The organism is Stutzerimonas sp. LR2 (assembly GCF_055755175.1).
In genome coordinates, this window is the sequence record NZ_JBVTRR010000001.1 from 154,799 (window position 1) to 171,100 (window position 16,302).

General features: G+C 65.5%; 17 protein-coding genes. 7 read left to right on the forward strand and 10 right to left on the reverse strand.

The genetic code is table 11. The annotated features are described in order from the left end of the window. Positions 1–32: 32 nt before the first annotated feature. Positions 33–650 (forward strand): PAQR family membrane homeostasis protein TrhA, encoded by a 618-nt coding sequence (gene trhA, locus ACVRRC_RS00725; protein ID WP_045632858.1) that lies wholly within the window; start codon positions 33–35, stop codon positions 648–650. On the opposite strand, the gene ACVRRC_RS00730 is transcribed toward trhA, so the two are convergent. The 5 genes from ACVRRC_RS00730 to gap form a co-directional block, all read right to left on the reverse strand. Further along, positions 638–1,432, reverse strand: a complete 795-nt coding sequence (locus tag ACVRRC_RS00730; protein WP_472996512.1) for an IclR family transcriptional regulator — start codon at positions 1,430–1,432, stop codon at positions 638–640. The genes trhA and ACVRRC_RS00730 overlap by 13 nt on opposite strands. A gap of 91 nt (positions 1,433–1,523) precedes the next feature. After that, positions 1,524–3,026, reverse strand: coding sequence for a CoA-acylating methylmalonate-semialdehyde dehydrogenase (locus tag ACVRRC_RS00735; RefSeq protein WP_472996513.1), 1,503 nt, complete (start codon positions 3,024–3,026; stop codon positions 1,524–1,526). A gap of 4 nt (positions 3,027–3,030) precedes the next feature. Next, on the reverse strand, positions 3,031–4,197 hold the full coding sequence (locus ACVRRC_RS00740; RefSeq protein WP_019405720.1) for an iron-containing alcohol dehydrogenase: 1,167 nt from the start codon (positions 4,195–4,197) through the stop codon (positions 3,031–3,033). Positions 4,198–4,356: 159 nt separating this feature from the next. After that, a complete protein-coding gene (locus ACVRRC_RS00745; RefSeq protein ID WP_472996514.1) occupies positions 4,357–4,944 on the reverse strand; it encodes a cyclodeaminase/cyclohydrolase family protein in 588 nt (195 codons plus the stop codon). Then, complete coding sequence (gene gap, locus ACVRRC_RS00750) at positions 4,941–5,951, reverse strand: type I glyceraldehyde-3-phosphate dehydrogenase (protein ID WP_068506851.1); 1,011 nt, start codon at positions 5,949–5,951, stop codon at positions 4,941–4,943. The genes ACVRRC_RS00745 and gap overlap by 4 nt, the downstream gene beginning before the upstream one ends. A 186-nt stretch (positions 5,952–6,137) precedes the next feature. Between gap and ACVRRC_RS00755 the strand changes: the two genes are divergently transcribed. The 4 genes from ACVRRC_RS00755 (at position 6,138) to ACVRRC_RS00770 (ending at position 10,601) form a co-directional block, all read left to right on the forward strand. Next, positions 6,138–7,673 (forward strand): alpha-amylase family glycosyl hydrolase, encoded by a 1,536-nt coding sequence (locus ACVRRC_RS00755; protein WP_068506850.1) that lies wholly within the window; start codon positions 6,138–6,140, stop codon positions 7,671–7,673. Positions 7,674–7,675: 2 nt separating this feature from the next. Beyond that, positions 7,676–9,298, forward strand: coding sequence for an alpha-amylase family protein (locus ACVRRC_RS00760; RefSeq protein WP_011911723.1), 1,623 nt, complete (start codon positions 7,676–7,678; stop codon positions 9,296–9,298). A 9-nt stretch (positions 9,299–9,307) separates the two neighbouring features. Then, on the forward strand, positions 9,308–9,892 hold the full coding sequence (locus tag ACVRRC_RS00765) for a 3-keto-disaccharide hydrolase (protein WP_011911722.1): 585 nt from the start codon (positions 9,308–9,310) through the stop codon (positions 9,890–9,892). A gap of 136 nt (positions 9,893–10,028) precedes the next feature. After that, positions 10,029–10,601, forward strand: coding sequence for a xanthine phosphoribosyltransferase (locus ACVRRC_RS00770; protein WP_013981607.1), 573 nt, complete (start codon positions 10,029–10,031; stop codon positions 10,599–10,601). 17 nt (positions 10,602–10,618) lie between these two features. Here ACVRRC_RS00770 and ACVRRC_RS00775 read toward each other — a convergent pair whose 3' ends face one another. The 5 genes from ACVRRC_RS00775 to dadA all read right to left on the reverse strand — a co-directional run bounded on the left by ACVRRC_RS00775 (position 10,619) and on the right by dadA (position 14,182). Then, positions 10,619–11,155 (reverse strand): cupin domain-containing protein, encoded by a 537-nt coding sequence (locus ACVRRC_RS00775; protein WP_045159340.1) that lies wholly within the window; start codon positions 11,153–11,155, stop codon positions 10,619–10,621. Between the two features lie 133 nt (positions 11,156–11,288). Continuing rightward, positions 11,289–11,714 carry a c-type cytochrome gene (locus ACVRRC_RS00780; protein WP_011911719.1) on the reverse strand — a complete coding sequence of 142 codons (426 nt, stop codon included), beginning with the start codon at positions 11,712–11,714 and terminating at the stop codon, positions 11,289–11,291. A 159-nt stretch (positions 11,715–11,873) separates the two neighbouring features. Further along, positions 11,874–12,422: a cupin domain-containing protein gene (locus ACVRRC_RS00785; protein ID WP_011911718.1), complete on the reverse strand. Its 549-nt coding sequence runs from the start codon at positions 12,420–12,422 to the stop codon at positions 11,874–11,876. Positions 12,423–12,534: 112 nt separating this feature from the next. After that, the gene (locus ACVRRC_RS00790; protein ID WP_014595665.1) at positions 12,535–12,909 is read right to left on the reverse strand and encodes a RidA family protein; all 375 of its coding nucleotides are present in this window, start codon (positions 12,907–12,909) and stop codon (positions 12,535–12,537) included. Beyond that, on the reverse strand, positions 12,884–14,182 hold the full coding sequence (dadA, locus tag ACVRRC_RS00795) for a D-amino acid dehydrogenase (protein WP_013981605.1): 1,299 nt from the start codon (positions 14,180–14,182) through the stop codon (positions 12,884–12,886). The genes ACVRRC_RS00790 and dadA overlap by 26 nt, the downstream gene beginning before the upstream one ends. A gap of 147 nt (positions 14,183–14,329) precedes the next feature. Here dadA and ACVRRC_RS00800 point away from each other — a divergent pair, with 147 nt between their 5' ends. Continuing rightward, positions 14,330–14,818 (forward strand): Lrp/AsnC ligand binding domain-containing protein, encoded by a 489-nt coding sequence (locus ACVRRC_RS00800; protein WP_003295466.1) that lies wholly within the window; start codon positions 14,330–14,332, stop codon positions 14,816–14,818. 102 nt (positions 14,819–14,920) lie between these two features. Continuing rightward, complete coding sequence (locus tag ACVRRC_RS00805) at positions 14,921–16,255, forward strand: NAD(P)/FAD-dependent oxidoreductase (RefSeq protein ID WP_017246159.1); 1,335 nt, start codon at positions 14,921–14,923, stop codon at positions 16,253–16,255. Positions 16,256–16,302 lie beyond the last annotated feature (47 nt).

A 16,302-nucleotide genomic window follows, 5' to 3' on the forward strand; every position in this document is an offset into this window, starting at 1 on the left:
CTGCTGGCATCGTGGTTTTCGGGAGGGTTGGGATGTATCACGGCGAACGCTTCAATGCCTGGACGCACCTGGTCGGTGCTGCGCTGGCGTGTCTCGGCGCGATCTGGCTGCTGGTCCTCGCCGCGCTCGACGGCTCGCCGGTAAAGATCGTCAGCGTTGCGATCTACGGTCTGAGCCTGATCCTGCTGTATAGCATCTCGACGCTCTATCACAGCCTGCGCGGGCGGGCGAAGGTGGTCATGCGCAAGCTCGATCACCTGTCGATCTACCTCTTGATCGCCGGCAGCTACACGCCGTTCTGTCTGGTCACCCTGGCCGGCACCTGGGGCTGGACGCTGTTCGGCATCGTCTGGAGCCTCGCCGTGATCGGCATGCTGCAGGAGATCAAGCCGCGCTCCGAAGCACGGGTGCTGTCACTGGTGATCTACGCGGTGATGGGCTGGATCGTGCTGGTGGCGGTCAAGCCGCTGTTCGCCGCCCTGGGTGGCGCCGGTTTCAGCTGGTTGCTGGCCGGCGGCATCTGCTACACGGTGGGCATCGTCTTTTTCGTTTTCGACGACCGCTTCCAGCACTGGCACGGCATCTGGCACATCTTCGTGATGGTCGGCAGCCTACTGCACTTCATCGCCATTCTGTTCTACGTGCTCTGATCGGCCTCCAGCGCCGCCGCGCTGCCGAGCACCGCCTCCAGTTCGCGTGCAGCGGCACGCATTCGTGGCACGAATGCCAGCAGCTGCGCCATCGAACAGCGGATCACCGGCGCGTGGCTGAACAGGCAGGCCAGCAGCTCGCCGTCGGAGGCACGTACCGGCACCGCACAGGCGACCATGCCGTCGATGAACTCCTCGCAGTCGGTTCCCAGCTGTTCCTCGCGTACGCGGGCCAGGTCGTCGCGCAGCGCGCTGAGATCGGTGAGGGTGTTGCGCGCCATGCGCTGCAGCGGCAGGCGCGGCAGCACCCGCTCCAGCTGCTCCGGCGGCAGCGAGGCCAGATAGAGCTTGCCGCTGGCGGTGCACCAGAGCGGCGTGTGGCTGCCGATCGGCAGGTTGATCTGCAACGGCCAGTTGGTCTGCACCCGATCGAAATAGAGCATGTCCAGCCCGTCCGGGATGGCCAGCCCGCAGGTCTCGCCGATGGCTTCGGAGAGCTGGCGCAGGATCGCCTGGCGCAGCGCCTTGTGCCGGCTGCTGCGCAGAATGTTCAGCCCCGCGACATGCAGGCGCTCGCCCGGCAGCAGCCCGCCGCGCAGGCCGAACTGCAGGAAGCCTTCCTTCTCCAGGGTCTGCACCAGCCGGTGCGCGCTGGCCTTGGGGATGTCCAGGCGCTCGGCCAGCGCGGTCGGGCTGAGCGGCTCCTTCGCCGCCGCCACCGCCTCGATGATTTCCAGCACGCGGGTGATGGAAGAGCCTTTCTCGCGGGGAGTGCTGCGCATCGTCTGCCTTGTCGTTCGATGAAGATGGACGCCCCACAGGGCGCCCGGGAGTGTAGCGACCGGCACCGCCAGTGCAACGGTACCGCGCGGGTTACTTCATGGTCGGCATGGCGAACTCGGCGCCGGCACGGATACCGGTGGGCCAGCGCCGGGTCACGGTCTTCATCCGGGTGAAGAAACGCACCCCATCCGGGCCGTGCATGTTCAGCGGGCCGAACACCGAGCGCTTCCAGCCGCCGAAGCAGTGGAAGGCCATCGGTACCGGAATCGGCACGTTGACGCCAACCATGCCGACCTTGACGTTCTCCTCGAACTGCCGCGCGGTATCGCCGTCACGGGTGAAGATCGAAGTGCCGTTGCCGAACTCGTGGTCGTTGATCAGTTGCAGCGCCTCATCGAAGCGCTTCACCCGTACCACGGCCAGCACCGGGCCGAAGATTTCCTCGCGGTAGATGCGCATGTCTGGCGTGACCCGGTCGAACAGCGTCGGGCCGACATAGAAGCCTTTCTCGTAGCCCTCGACCTTGATGCCGCGGCCGTCGCAGACCAGCGTTGCACCTTCCTCCACGCCCAGATCGATGTAGCCGCTGACCTTCTGCTGGTGCTCGCGGGTCACCAGCGGGCCCATGTGCGGCTCGGGCTCGACGCCCAGGCCCGGGCCGGTGCGCATCTGGCTGATTTCGCCTTTGAGCATTTCGACCAGCTTGTCAGCCACCTCGTCGCCGACGCACACCGCTACGGAAATCGCCATGCAGCGCTCGCCGGCAGAGCCGTAGGCCGCGCCCATCAGCGAGCTGACCACCTGCTGCGGATCGGCGTCGGGCATCACCACCATGTGGTTCTTCGCCCCACCCAGCGCCTGGCAGCGCTTGCCGTGGGCCGAGGCGGTGGTATAGATGTATTCGGCGATGGGCGTCGAGCCGACGAAGCTGACCGATTGCACCCGCTCATCGGTGAGCAGCACGTCCACCGCCTCCTTGTCGCCGTTGACGATGTTCAGCACACCAGCCGGCAGCCCCGCCTCGGCCAGCAGTTCGCCGATCAGCATCGTCGCGCTGGGGTCCTTTTCCGAGGGCTTCAAGACGAAGGTGTTACCGCAGGCGATGGCCACCGGCAGCATCCACAGCGGCACCATGGCCGGGAAGTTGAACGGGGTGATCCCGGCGCAGACACCGAGCGGCTGCATCAGCGAATTCGAATCGATGTCGCGGCCGACGTTGGAAGAAAACTCGCCCTTGAGCAGATGTGGGATGCCGCAGGCGAACTCCACCACTTCCAGCCCGCGGGTCACTTCGCCCTGGGCGTCGGAAAACACCTTGCCGTGCTCGCTGGTGATCAAGCGGGCGACGTCGTCGCGGCGGCGCTCGAGCAGTTCCTTGAAGCGGAACATGACCCGCGCGCGCACCAGCGGCGGCGTCTTCGACCAACCATCGAAGGCGGCCTGGGCAGCGGCAATCGCTTCGCGGGTTTCGTCCGCCGAGGACAGCGAGACATACAAGCGCGGCTCACCGGTGGCCGGGTTGTAGACGGTGGCATGGCGCTCGGAGCGGCCGGCGACGGCCTCGTTGTTGATCAGGTTGCCGAGGGTCTGCATGGCTTCACTCCTGGTTCCAGACGGTTTCGTAGAGGTCGATGATTTCCGCTTCCGTGGGCACGCGCGGGTTGTTGCCCGGCGAGCCGGAGGCCAGCGCCTGACGCGCCATGGTCGCGCGCAGCTCGAAGAAGCGTTCGCGGGCGATGCCGAATTGTTCCGGGCTCGGCACTTTCAGCTCCTGATTGATCGCCCGCAGCTCGGCGAGCAGCTTGTCGTTCGCCACCTCGACGCCGTCGGTCTGTGCGGCGACGCCCATGGCCCGCGCACAGTCGGCGTAGCGCTCGGGCGCCGCGGGAATCGAGAAAGCGGTGATCGCCGGCAGCAGCATGGCGTTGGACAGCCCGTGCGGCACGTGGAAGAAGGCACCGATCGGCCGGCTCATGCCGTGCACCAGCGCCACCGAGGCGTTGGAGAAGGCGATTCCGGCCAGTGTCGCGCCGAGCATCATCGCTTCACGCGCGGCGCGGTCGTCCGGCTGGTGGAACGCTGTGCGCAGGTTCGGCGCCAGCAGGCGCATGGCTTCCAGCGCCTGAGAGTCGCTGTAGAGGCTGGCCTTGCGGCTGACATAGGCTTCGATGGCGTGGGTCAGCGCGTCGATGCCGGTGTCGGCGGTGACTCGCGGCGGCAGCGAGAGGGTCAGCTCGTAGTCGATCAGCGCGGCGATGGGCATGAAGCCGAGGCCCGCGCAGAGCATTTTCTCGTCGCTGGTCTCGTCGGTGATGATGGTGAAACGCGTCGCCTCCGAGCCGGTGCCGGCGGTGGTGGGGATGGCGATCAACGGCAGGCCGGCTTCGCTGACATCGCGCGGGAAGCGGTAGTCGCGCATCTCGCCGCCGAACTTGCCGAGGATGCCGATGGCCTTGGCCGAATCGATCGGGCTGCCGCCGCCGAGGGCGACGATGGAATCGAAATCGCCCTGGCGGACCATTTCTACTCCGGCTCGAATGGAGGCAGCGGTCGGTTCGGGCAGGGTATCGGCAAAGCACTGGCTGGCGATGCCGGCCTCTTCCAGCTGACCGGCGATGCGCGCGACATAGCCGAGCTCGACCATCATGCGGTCGGTGACGATCAGCGGGCGACTGCAGCCCAGTTCCTGCAACACGCGGGCGAGTTGCCCGCTGGCGCCAGCGCCGACTTCCATCAGGCGCGGCAGGACGATGCGGTGGCTCATGAGCATTCTCCGAGGTGGGCCGCCTGAGGCATGGCGGCTTCTTATTCTGAGACTTTATGTCTCACTATCGAGCCTGGAGAGTAGAAAGCGAATGGGTAGACGTCAATAAAAAACGAGACCGATGGTCTCGTTTTATTCGCTGCGCAGTGCGCGTGCTGATCAAACCGAACGTTGCCGATGCCGCTCCACTGCCATGGCCAGCCGCTCGGCCCGCACCTGCACTCGCTCGCGCGCCTGCGCGTCGTCCAGCCCTTGCAGGTCGGCGTCGACATTGAGCAGCACGGCATCGACACAGGCGACCAGCAACAGGACGGCAGCCTCGACGTCGCACCGTAGCGCGGGGTCGACCAGCGGCACGGCACGCTCGGCTATGCCCAGCGCCTCGATACAGGCATGGGCGGTGGCCAGCGGTACGGCACAGGCCTGGCGCGCCGCCGAGGACGCCAAGCGATCATCGTGCTGATCCTTGAGCACCTCGCGGAACACCGCCACATCGTCGTCGGCAAAGGCACCAGGACGGCCGAGCAGTGCCCGCGCCTCGTCGAGCAACGCGCAACAGCGGTCATCGTCGCGCTGCCCGGCCGTGACCCGCAGCGCCTTGACGATCAGCGCTACGGCGAGGTCCGCGGTCACCGCCGCGACTGCGCCGCAGCCGGGCAGGGCGCGCTCGGCCACGGCATTGCGAAACTGCGCCAGGGGCAGTTGCCAGAGCCCCTGCCCCACACCAGGTCGGTCGGCGTCGGTCATCCGGCGTTGGCGCCTTGCCAGTGCAGCAGCACATCGAGCATGCGGTTGGAGAAGCCCCACTCGTTGTCGTACCAGGCCATCACCTTGACCAGCTCACCCTGCACGCGGGTCTGGCTGAGGTCGGCGACGCAGGAGGCGGGATAGCCGTTGAAGTCGCAGGACACCAGCGCCTCGTCGTTGCACTCCATCACACCGGCCGGCAGCTTCTGCGCACCGTCGCGCAGGATCTGGTTGATCGCCTCGACGCTTGCCGGCGCGTTCTCGGCGATGAAGGTCAGGTCCACCAGCGAGACGTTCGGCGTCGGCACACGCACCGACAGCCCGTCCAGCCGCCCGGCCAGTTCCGGAAGCACCAGGCCGATGGCCTTGGCCGCACCGGTGGTGGACGGAATCATCGACAGCCCGGCGGCGCGGGCTCGATAGAGGTCCTTGTGGGCCTTGTCCAACAGGTTCTGGTCGTTGGTATAGGAGTGCACGGTGTTGAGCAGCCCCTGGCGGATGCCGACCGCCTCGTGCAGCACCTTGGCCAGTGGTGCCAGGCAATTGGTGGTGCACGAGGCGTTGGAGATCACCCGCTGGTCGGCCAGCAGCTGATGGTTCACGCCGTAGACCACGGTCAGGTCGCCGCCATCCAGCGGATGCGAGGCGAACACCCGGCCGGCACCGGCCTGCAGGTGCTGCTCGATGGCCGCGCGCTGCTTGAACTTGCCGGTGCACTCGAGCACCACATCGACGCCCAGCTCCTTCCACGGCAGTTGGGTGGCGTCGCGTTCGGCCAGCAGGCGGATGGACTGACCGCGCACCACCATCGAGTCGCCCTCGAGCGTCACCGGCTCGGGAAAACGACCGAAGGTCGAGTCGAAACGGGTCAGGTGCACCAGCGTGTTGTGTTCGCTGAGGTCGTTGATGGCGACCACCTGCACCTGATTCTGCAGTCCGCGCCCGAACAACGCGCGCACCACCGCGCGACCGATACGCCCATACCCATTGATGGCAATACGCAGCATGGCAAATCTCCTCGGAGGGGTTGAAAGTCAGTCGTTAGCTTAGGCGCAGTATCCACCCTTGCGTTCTCCATGAACCGACCGGGATCAAGGGAAGTGGCGAACCCGTGTCCCGCTTGCCAGTCGTATGGCTGACGAGGCGGCGTTGCCGAGCCGCCGCGACCTCAGACGAATCAGGGGGTACGCTGCATGAGCGAGACAACGCGAACGCCGTGGTGGATGGGTGCGACCGTTTATCAGATCTACCCGCGATCCTTCGCTGACAGCAACGGCGACGGCATCGGCGACCTCCAGGGCGTACTGCGGCACCTCGACTACCTCAAGCGGCTGGGGGTCGATGCTCTGTGGCTATCGCCGATCTTCCGCTCGCCGATGGCCGATGCCGGCTACGACATCAGCGACTACTGCGACATCGACCCGCTGTTCGGCTCGCTGGCCGACATCGACCGGCTGATCGCAGAGGCCCATGCCCGCGATATTCGCGTGCTGCTGGACTTCGTGCCCAATCACACCTCCGACGAGCATCCCTGGTTCGTCGAGTCGCGCAGCTCGCGGGACAACCCCAAGCGCGACTGGTACATCTGGCGGGACCAGCCGAACAACTGGCGCGCTGCGCTGGGTGCCGGCAGCGCCTGGACCTGGGACGAGCACACCCAGCAGTACTACCTGCACCTGTTCCTGGCCAAGCAGCCGGACCTGAACTGGCGCAACCCCGAAGTGGTCGCGGCAATGCACGACGTGCTGCGCTTCTGGCTCGATCGCGGCATCGATGGCTTTCGCATCGACGTCATTCACTGCACCGGCAAGGATCCGAGCTTCGCCGACGATCCGCGCTGCCAGGCCGGTCAGCCGTTGTCGGACTTCAACGACCAGCCCTACAGCCACGAGGTGCTGCGCGGCCTGCGCAAGCTGGTCGACAGCTATCCCGGTGATCGCATGCTGGTCGGCGAGGTGAACATCCGCTCCACCGAGCGCGTGCTGCAGTACTACGGCGCCGGCGATGAGCTGCACCTGGCCTTCAACTTCAATCCGCTCGATGCGCCCTGGGACCCGGTGCTGTTTCGCACCTGCATCCGTGAGGTCGAGCACTGGCTGCAGCCGGCCGGCGCCTGGCCGACCTGGGTGCTGTCCAACCACGACAATGTGCGTCAGCGCAGCCGCTACCAGGGCTCCGAGCGCGCCGCCCGCGCTGCCGCGGTACTGCTGCTGACGCTGCGCGGCACACCGTTCATCTACCAGGGCGAGGAACTGGGCCTGGAAGACGCACACATCGCCGACGAGGCGCGCATCGACCCGGGCGGCCGCGACGGCTGTCGTGCTCCCATTCCCTGGCTGGCCGAACCGCCCCATGACTGGAATGGCGCGTCACCCTGGCTGCCCTTTCCGCCCGATGCCGACGAGCTGGCCGCGGAACGGCAGGTCGGCGCGGCGAACTCGATGTTCGCCCTCTATCAGCGCCTGCTCGCAGTGCGCAAGGCCAGCCCGGCGCTGCTGCACGGCGACTTCGTGGAACTGCCCTCGCACCCCGAGGTGCTTGCCTACCGCCGACAGCTGGGCGATGACCTGCGGCTGGTCTGCATCAATTTCGCCGAAGCGGCGCATGCCTGCCCGCAGAGTGGCGACTGGACGGTGGAAATCGCCAGCGACGGCCTCGGCGAAGGCGAGCCCTATGCCGGCACCCTGAACCCGGGCCAGGCACTCGTGCTGCGCCCCACGGAGGCCTGACCATGCGCCCACTGTGGTACCGCAACGCGGTGATCTATCAGATCGACCCCTCGCTGTTCCGTGACAGCAACGGCGATGGCTGCGGCGATCTGCGCGGCATCACCGAGCGCCTCGACTACATTCGCGGCCTCGGTTGCACCGCGATCTGGCTCATGCCCTTCTACCAGTCGCCATTCGAGGATGCCGGCTACGACATCAGCGACCATCTGCAGGTGGCCGAGCGCTTCGGCGACCTGGCCGACATCGTCGCCCTGCTGGAGAAGGCCGAGGAACTGGGTCTGCACGTGATCATCGAGCTGGTCGTGCAGCATACCTCCAGCGAACACCGCTGGTTCCAGGAAGCGCGCCGCGACCGCGACTCGCCCTATCGCGACTACTACATCTGGGCCGACGAGCCGGACGACGCCATCGAGCCGATCTTTCCCACGGTCGAAGACAGCGTCTGGACCTGGGACGAGCAGGCCGGCCAGTACTATCGCCATCTGTTCTACAAGCATGAGCCGGACCTGGACCTGACCAACCCGCGGGTGATCCACGAGATCGAGCGGATCATGTCGTTCTGGCTACGCCTGGGCGTGTCGGGCTTTCGCATCGACGCCGCGGTGCACATGGTGCGCCAGGCCGGCGGTGGAGACCTGCGCCAGGGTTACTGGCTGCTGGAACACATGCGCGACTTCGTCACCATGCGCCGCCCGGAGACCGTATTGCTCGGCGAGATCGATACCGATCCGGAGAAGTACATCGAGTACTTCGGTGACGAGGCCGACCGCGTCACCCTGCTGCTGGACTTCTGGGTCAACAACCATCTGTTCCTCGCCCTCGCCAGGCAGCAGGCCGAGCCGCTCTGTCGCGCGCTGAACAGCCAGCCGCTGCCACCCAGCCATTCGCAATACGCCCTGTGGATTCGCAACCACGACGAGCTGAGCCTCGACCGGCTGGAGGAGGATGAGCGCAACGAGGTGCTGGATACCTTTGCCCCCGACCAGAACATGCGCGCCTACAACCGCGGTATTCGCCGACGCCTGGCGCCCATGCTCGACGGCGACGAGCGACGCATCGCCGCCACCCACGCCCTGCTCTTCTCCCTGCCCGGCACGCCGATCATCCGCTACGGCGAGGAAATCGGCATGGGCGACGATCTCGAGCGCCCGGAACGGCTGGCGGTGCGCACGCCGATGCAGTGGTCCAACGAGCCCAACGCCGGCTTCTCCTGCATCGACGCGCAACGGCTGATCGCCCCGGTGATCGATGAAGGGCCCTTCGCCTTCGACAGGGTCAACGTATTCGCCCAGACCCTGCGCAGCGACTCACTGATGGCGCGCACCGGCAACATGATCCGCACCCGCATCGGCCTGCGCGAGATCGGCATCGGCAAGCGGCGCACGGTGGAGGTGGACGACCCGAGCGTGTTCGCCATTCGCCACGACAACGACTCCACGGTGCTGATGCTGGTGAATCTGGCGGACCGCGAGACCACCGTGACGATCACCGACGACGACCTGCAGGACATGGTCGATGTACTCGCCGACTGCGACTACGGGCAGCCCGAGGGCACCCCGCTCCAGCTGCGGCTGGGTCCGTACGGCTACCGCTGGCTGCGGCGCAAGCAGCAACTGTTCGGATAGGAGCGACGCATGATTCTCGACGCAACACAGTGGCGTGCCTGGCACGGTGACGATTTTCCCGAGGGCAGCTGGTACCGCGACGAGGAGCAGCTGTGCGCCATCGTCGGTGCGCCGCGGATCGACCTGATATCCCGCGAGCGCTACGCGAACTTCATCCTGCGTTTCGAATACGCGCTGCCGGTCGGCGGCAACTCCGGGGTGTTCTACCGCGTCGACGAGGCCGCCGAACTTGCCTGGCACAGCGGGCCGGAAATGCAGCTGCTGGACGATGCCGTGCATCCCGACGGCGCCGAGCCGACCACACGCAACGGCGCCCTGTACGGCCTGCGGGCAACGCAGCAGGAAACGCCGATCGAACCGGGCAGTTTCATGGAAGGCGCGCTGGTGGTTCGCGACGCGGACGTCGAACACTGGCTGGACAACCGCATGGTGCTTTCTTATCGCCTGGATGACCCGGATCTGCGCATGCAGATTCGGACCAGCAAGTTCGCCGACAAGCCGTTGTATGCACAGGCCACCGCCGGCCACATCGTGCTGCAGCACCATGGCGAGGCCGTGCGCTTTCGCCGCCTGTCGATCGAACCGCTCAGCTGAACGTCGCCCTTGGATCGGCGCCGCGAATTGAGCGAGAATGCGCGGCTTTTCCAGGCTGCGAAACGCAGTGACGGCAGAAGCGCCACCGCGCCGAGCGTCAGGCAAGCCGCGGCCGCCCACGCTTGAGGTAGCGTTCGTGGAACAGCTGAAAGATAAGATTCGCAGTCATGGCATCGTGCTTTCCGACCGGGTTCTCAAGGTCGACGCGTTCCTCAATCACCAGATCGACCCGGTGCTGATGCAGGCCATTGGCCGAGAATTCGCTCGTCGCTTCCGCGATGACGGGATCACCAAGATCGTCACCATCGAGGCCTCGGGCATCGCACCGGCCGTGATGGCCGGCCTGGAGCTGGGCGTACCGGTGATCTTCGCCCGCAAGCATCAGTCGCTGACCCTGCATGACAACCTGCTCACCGCGACCGTCTATTCGTTCACCAAGCAGGTGGAAAGCACCATCGCTGTATCGACGCAGCACCTGTCTGCCAACGACCGCGTGCTGATCATCGACGACTTCCTGGCCAACGGCAAAGCCGCCAAGGGTCTGATCTCGATCATCAACCAGGCCGGTGCGAGCATCGCCGGTCTCGGCATCGTCATCGAGAAATCCTTCCAGACCGGTCGCAAGGAACTGGAAGAGGCTGGCTACCGCGTCGAGTCACTCGCCCGGGTCGCCTCGCTGGCCGATGGCGCGGTGCAGTTCATCGACTGAGCGCGACCTGCGCCGACTCATCGGCTGACAGGCACGGCCTCCCCGCGCCAGAGCGTCACCAGTGCGCCCTGCGTGCCGGCCAGCGGATCGCTGACGGGCACGCCGACGCGGGCGATGCGTGCCCGCGAGGCATCATGGCTGGCCGCATCGGGGCGCTGCATGTCGTACTGCTGATCCAGCGGATAACCGGCTACCACCTGAAAATCCTCGCTGGCCTCCAGTGCGCAATGGCCAGTGCCGGCAGGCAATACCAGCGCATCGCCGGCACGCAGCTCGACCTCCTCGCCTTTCTCCCCGCCGAGCATCAGCCGCGCCCAGCCGCTGGCCACGCCGAGCACTTCGTGGGCGGTGGAATGGTAATGGTGGTAGTCGTAAACCGTTCCGCGCCAGGCGGAGGGCCACAGATGGCTGTCGAACAATCGCTCGAACGCCTCGGCCGGGCTCGGCCCCGCCAAGGGTAGCTGGCGATAGATCAGCACCGGGTGCGGGCTGTTGGGCGTGCGCCCGTCACTACAGAGCTGCAGCTGTTCGGGATGCGGCGCGGTACTGGGCATGCGGGGCCTCCTGCTCGGGTCGATGAGTCAGGCCAATCGGCCTATCGGTTTCGACTCGAGGCAGCCGCGCTTTGCTCCCTCCAGAAACGACAAAGCCGCCCGGAGGCGGCTTTGTTGATGACGCGGCGCTCGATCAGAGGCCGGACATGTGCTGGATGGCGGCCTTCAGCTCGTCATCGGAGCAGTCGCCACAGGTGCCCTTCGGCGGCATGGCGTTGATGCCGCTGATGGCGTGCTTGAGCAGGCCGTCCAGACCACCGGCAGCGTCGGCACGGGCGGACCAGGCGGCGCTGTCACCGGTCTTCGGTGCGTTCAACAGACCGGAGCCGTGGCAGGCAGTGCAGAACTTGCCATACACGTCGGAACCGCTGCGAGCTGCACCACCGGCGGCTGCGGCAGCACCGGCACCAGCGGCTGCGCACTCTTCACCTTGGATACATACTTCGCCCACCGGCTTGAGGCGCTCGGCGATTGCTTCGTCGGTCGCAGCCTGAGCGCTCATTGCCCACAGGGCCAATACGGCAGTCTGTGCTACCAGGATCTTCTTAATCAGGTTCACCTTACACCCTCATTGTGGCTAGACACGCCCGCGGCCACGGTATCGCGAGCGGCGGTCAGTATACCGGCAAGCCATGCCGGCTGAAACAATACGAAAGGCCCAGCTATTCCCAGCGACGCTTTGTCGCATCGAACTTTCGAACGAGACGCGCTGGTCGCGTTAAAAATTCGCCGGTGTGGTGGCGCTGATCAGCCGCGCCGGCACATCGAACGGATTGCGGAAACGATGCGGCTTGCTGCTCTCGAAGTAATAGCTGTCGCCGCTTTCCAGCACGTAGACCTGGCCGCTCACCGTCAGCTCCAGGCGCCCCTCGACCAGCATGCCGGCCTCTTCGCCCTGGTGCGACAGCATGTCCATGCCGGTATCGGAGCCCGGCGGATAGGTTTCGTCGAGAAAGGCGATGGCACGACCGGGGTGCGCCTTGCCCACCAGCTTCATGCTCACCGCGCCGTCGGAAATATCGATCAGTTCGCTGCCCTTGTAGACCACCTGGGTATCGCTGTCCTGATCGAAGTCAGGCGAAAAGAATTCCACCAGCGACATCGGAATGCCGCTCAGCACCTTTTTCAGCGAGCTGATGGACGGGCTGACGCTGTTCTTCTCGATCATGGAAATGGTGCTGTTGGTGACGCCGGCGCGCTTGGCGAGTTCGCGCTGGGACAGGCCCTTGAGCTTGCGGATGGTTTGCAGTCGAACACCGACGTCCAATACGGGAGCCCCCTTTCAAGAGCGAAGCGATGAGGGGGCTTATGATGGCAATGGCGTTCAGAATTTACAACACGCGTACCGGGCGGCTCGTCGCGCGGCACGCGGCCGATGGTCAGAGTACCGGGCCTGCCAAGTCGGGCATCGCAGCGACGACCGTGATTTCCACCCGCACATCAGGGGCGTACATCAGTGCCTGAACGGTGGTCCGCGCCGGCGCGGTGCCCGAGGGCAACCAGGCGTCCCATACCTCGTTCATCCCGGCATAGTCGCCCGCGATATCCTTGAGGTGGATGGTCGCCGAGAGCAGGCGGGCCTTGCTGGTGCCCGCCTCGTCCAGCAGGCGCTCGATGCTGGCAAGCGTCTCGCGGGTCTGCTGACGGATGTCTCCGGTCAGGTCATCGGCCAGTTGCCCGGACAGATAGACCGCGCCGTTGTGGATCACCGCCTCGCTGTAGCGCGTCTCAGTGTGCAGCCGCCGGATGGGCATGTTTGTGATTCTCCTTGTGCTTGCCGTAACGGAAGATATCCAGGCCCTCGGTGCTGATCTGCGGGCGCTTGGAGGCGAGCAGATCGGCGAGCACCCGGCCAGAGCCGCAGGCCATGGTCCAGCCCAGTGTGCCGTGACCGGTGTTGAGGAACAGGTTGCGATACGGGGTCGCGCCGATGATCGGTGTGCCATCGGGCGTGGCCGGTCGCAGGCCGGTCCAGAATACCGCGTCAGACGGATCCCCGCCCTGCGGATAGAGGTCGCCCACCACCATTTCGAGGGTCTCCCGCCGACGCGGGTTGAGCGACAGGTCGTGGCCGGCGATCTCCGCCATGCCACCGACGCGGATGCGCTGGTCGAAGCGGGTAATGGCGACCTTGTAGGTCTCGTCGAGCACGGTGGACTGCGGCGCCATCGCCGGATCGCTGATCGGCACGGTCAGCGAATAGCCCTTGAGCGGGTAGACCGGCGCGCGGATGCCCAGCGGCTTGAGCATCTGCGGGCTGTAGCTGCCCAAGGCCAGCACGTAGCGATCGGCAGTTTCCAGCTTGCCGTCGATCCACACCCCGGCGATGCGGTCGCCGGCATGTTCCAGACGCTGGATGTTCTGCTCGAAACGGAACTCGACGCCCAGGGCTCGGGCCATCTCCGCCAGACGGGTGGTGAAGAGCTGGCAGTCACCGGTCTGGTCGTTGGGCAGACGCAGGGCCCCACTGAGCTTGTGCGAGACCTTGGCCAGGGCGGGTTCGACCCGTGCGATACCGGCGCGATCGAGCAGTTCGTACGGCACGCCGGAGCGCTCCAGCACGGCGATGTCCTTGGCCGCTGCATCCAGCTGGGCCTGAGTGCGGAACAGCTGCGTGGTACCGAGCTGGCGCCCTTCGTACGCGATACCGGTTTCGGCGCGCAGCTCGTCGAGGCAGTCGCGACTGTACTCGGACAATCGCACCATGCGCTCCTTGTTCACCGCATAACGCGCCGCAGTGCAGTTGCGCAGCATCTGCGCCATCCACAGGTACTGGTCGATATCACCGGTAAGCTTGATGGCCAGCGGCGCATGACGCTGCAGCAGCCACTTCATCGCCTTCAGCGGCACACCCGGCGCGGCCCAGGGAGAGGCATAACCCGGCGACACCTGGCCGGCATTGGCGAAGCTGGTTTCCATTGCCACGGCCGGTTGCCGATCGACCACAACCACCTCGAAACCGGCCCGCGCCAGATAGTAGGCGCTGGCGGTGCCGACGACTCCGCTACCCAGTACCAGTACACGCATTGCAGCCTCCCGCCCGCTCGAACAGGCTTTTCCGGATTCACTATTGATTCGGAGTATAAAAAGGCTGAAGCAGTGTTATTCACCATATAAAAAGCTATCTTTGGCCATAATTCACGCCAGAGCCGCTTTATTTGGAGCGTATTTCCCTTGCGAACTCGCCATCAGACCCGACGCGAACTGGACAAGATCGATCGTCATATCCTGCGCATCCTGCAAGCCGAGGGGCGTCTGCCGTTCACCGAACTGGGCGAGCGCGTCGGCCTGTCCACCACGCCCTGCACCGAGCGGGTCCGGCGCCTTGAGCGCGAGGGCATCATCATGGGCTATTCGGCGCGGCTGAATCCGCAGCATCTGAAGGCCGGTCTGCTGGTGTTCGTCGAGATCAGCTTGGCGTACAAGTCCGGCGACATTTTCGAGGAATTCCGCCGCGCGGTGCTCAAGCTACCCCATGTACTGGAGTGCCATCTGGTGTCCGGTGATTTCGATTACCTGGTCAAAGCGCGCATTTCGGAGATGGCCTCCTACCGCAAGCTGCTTGGCGACATCCTGCTGAAGCTGCCCCACGTGCGGGAATCGAAGAGTTATATCGTGATGGAAGAGATCAAGGAGTCCCTCGACCTGCCGGTCCCGGACTAGAGCCTCCGGTGCACATCCGGACGTACCGCGACAAGCCAGTCGTGGCACCGTCGGTCCAGCTCGCCTTTGCCCCGCGGCACCGCTCCGGTCTACCCTAGAAAGATGCAGACCTTTCATGACACTTCAGTGAATCATCGTGCATCCGCTTCGAACACCAGCGACCATGCACCTTCCTACTATGCCGCGAGCGTCAACCGCGAGCTGTCCTTCGAGCCCCTGCAGGGCGAACAGCGGGCCGACGTGTGCATCGTCGGTGGCGGCTTCTCCGGCCTCAATACCGCCATCGAACTGGCCGAACGCGGGCTCAGCGTCATCCTGCTGGAAGCGCACTGTATCGGCTGGGGCGCCAGCGGGCGCAACGGCGGCCAGCTGATCCGCGGCGTCGGCCATGATGTCGAGCAGTTCACCAACATCCTCGGCGAAGAGGGTGTGGACGAGCTCAAGCGCATGGGCTTCGAGGCGGTGGAGATCGTTCGCCAGCGCATCGAACGCTATGCCATTGATTGCGACCTGACCTGGGGTTATTGCGACCTGGCAACCAAGCCGCGTCATCTCAAGGGCTTCGACGAAGACTATTCCGACCTGCTGCGCCTGGGTTATCCGCATCCGCTGCAACGGGTATCGCGACCGAACCTAGCCACCGTGATCGGCTCGCAGCGTTACCTCGGCGGCCTGCTGGATATGGGCTCCGGGCACCTGCACCCGCTGAATCTGGCGCTTGGCGAGGCGGCCGCGGCGCAGTCGCTGGGCGTACGCCTGTTCGAGCAGTCGAAGGTCGAACGCATCGAGTATGGCCCGCAGGTCAAGGTCCACACGGCCAATGGCGTGGTGCAGGCAGAAACCCTGGTGCTCGCCTGCAACGCCTACCTCAACGGCCTGCAGCCGAAGCTCGCCGGCAAGGTGCTGCCGGCCGGCAGTTACATCATCGCCACAGAGCGCCTGCCCGAACCGCTGTGCCGCGAACTGCTGCCGCAGAATACGGCAGTCTGCGACCAGCGCGTGGCGCTCGACTACTTCCGCCTCTCGGCCGACGGCCGTCTGCTGTTCGGCGGCGCCTGCCACTATTCGGGCCGCGACCCGAAAGACATTACCGCCTACATGCAGCCGAAAATGCTCGAGGTGTTCCCGCAGCTGATCGGCATCGGCATCGACTACCAGTGGGGCGGCATGATCGGCATCGGCGCCAATCGCCTGCCGCAGATCGGGCGCCTGCCCGAGCAGCCCAACGTGTTCTACGCCCAGGCGTATTCCGGGCACGGGCTGAATGCCACTCATCTGGCCGGTCGCCTGCTGGCCGAAGCCATCACGGCGCAGCAGAGCCATGGCTTCGATCTGTTCGCCAAGGTGCCGCACCCGACCTTTCCCGGTGGCCGCCTGCTGCGCTCGCCGCTGCTGGCCATGGGCATGCTCTGGTATCGACTGAAGGATCGCTTCTGAATTTTCCGACGAAGCGCAGCGTCCAAGCATGGAATGAATGGATGCAG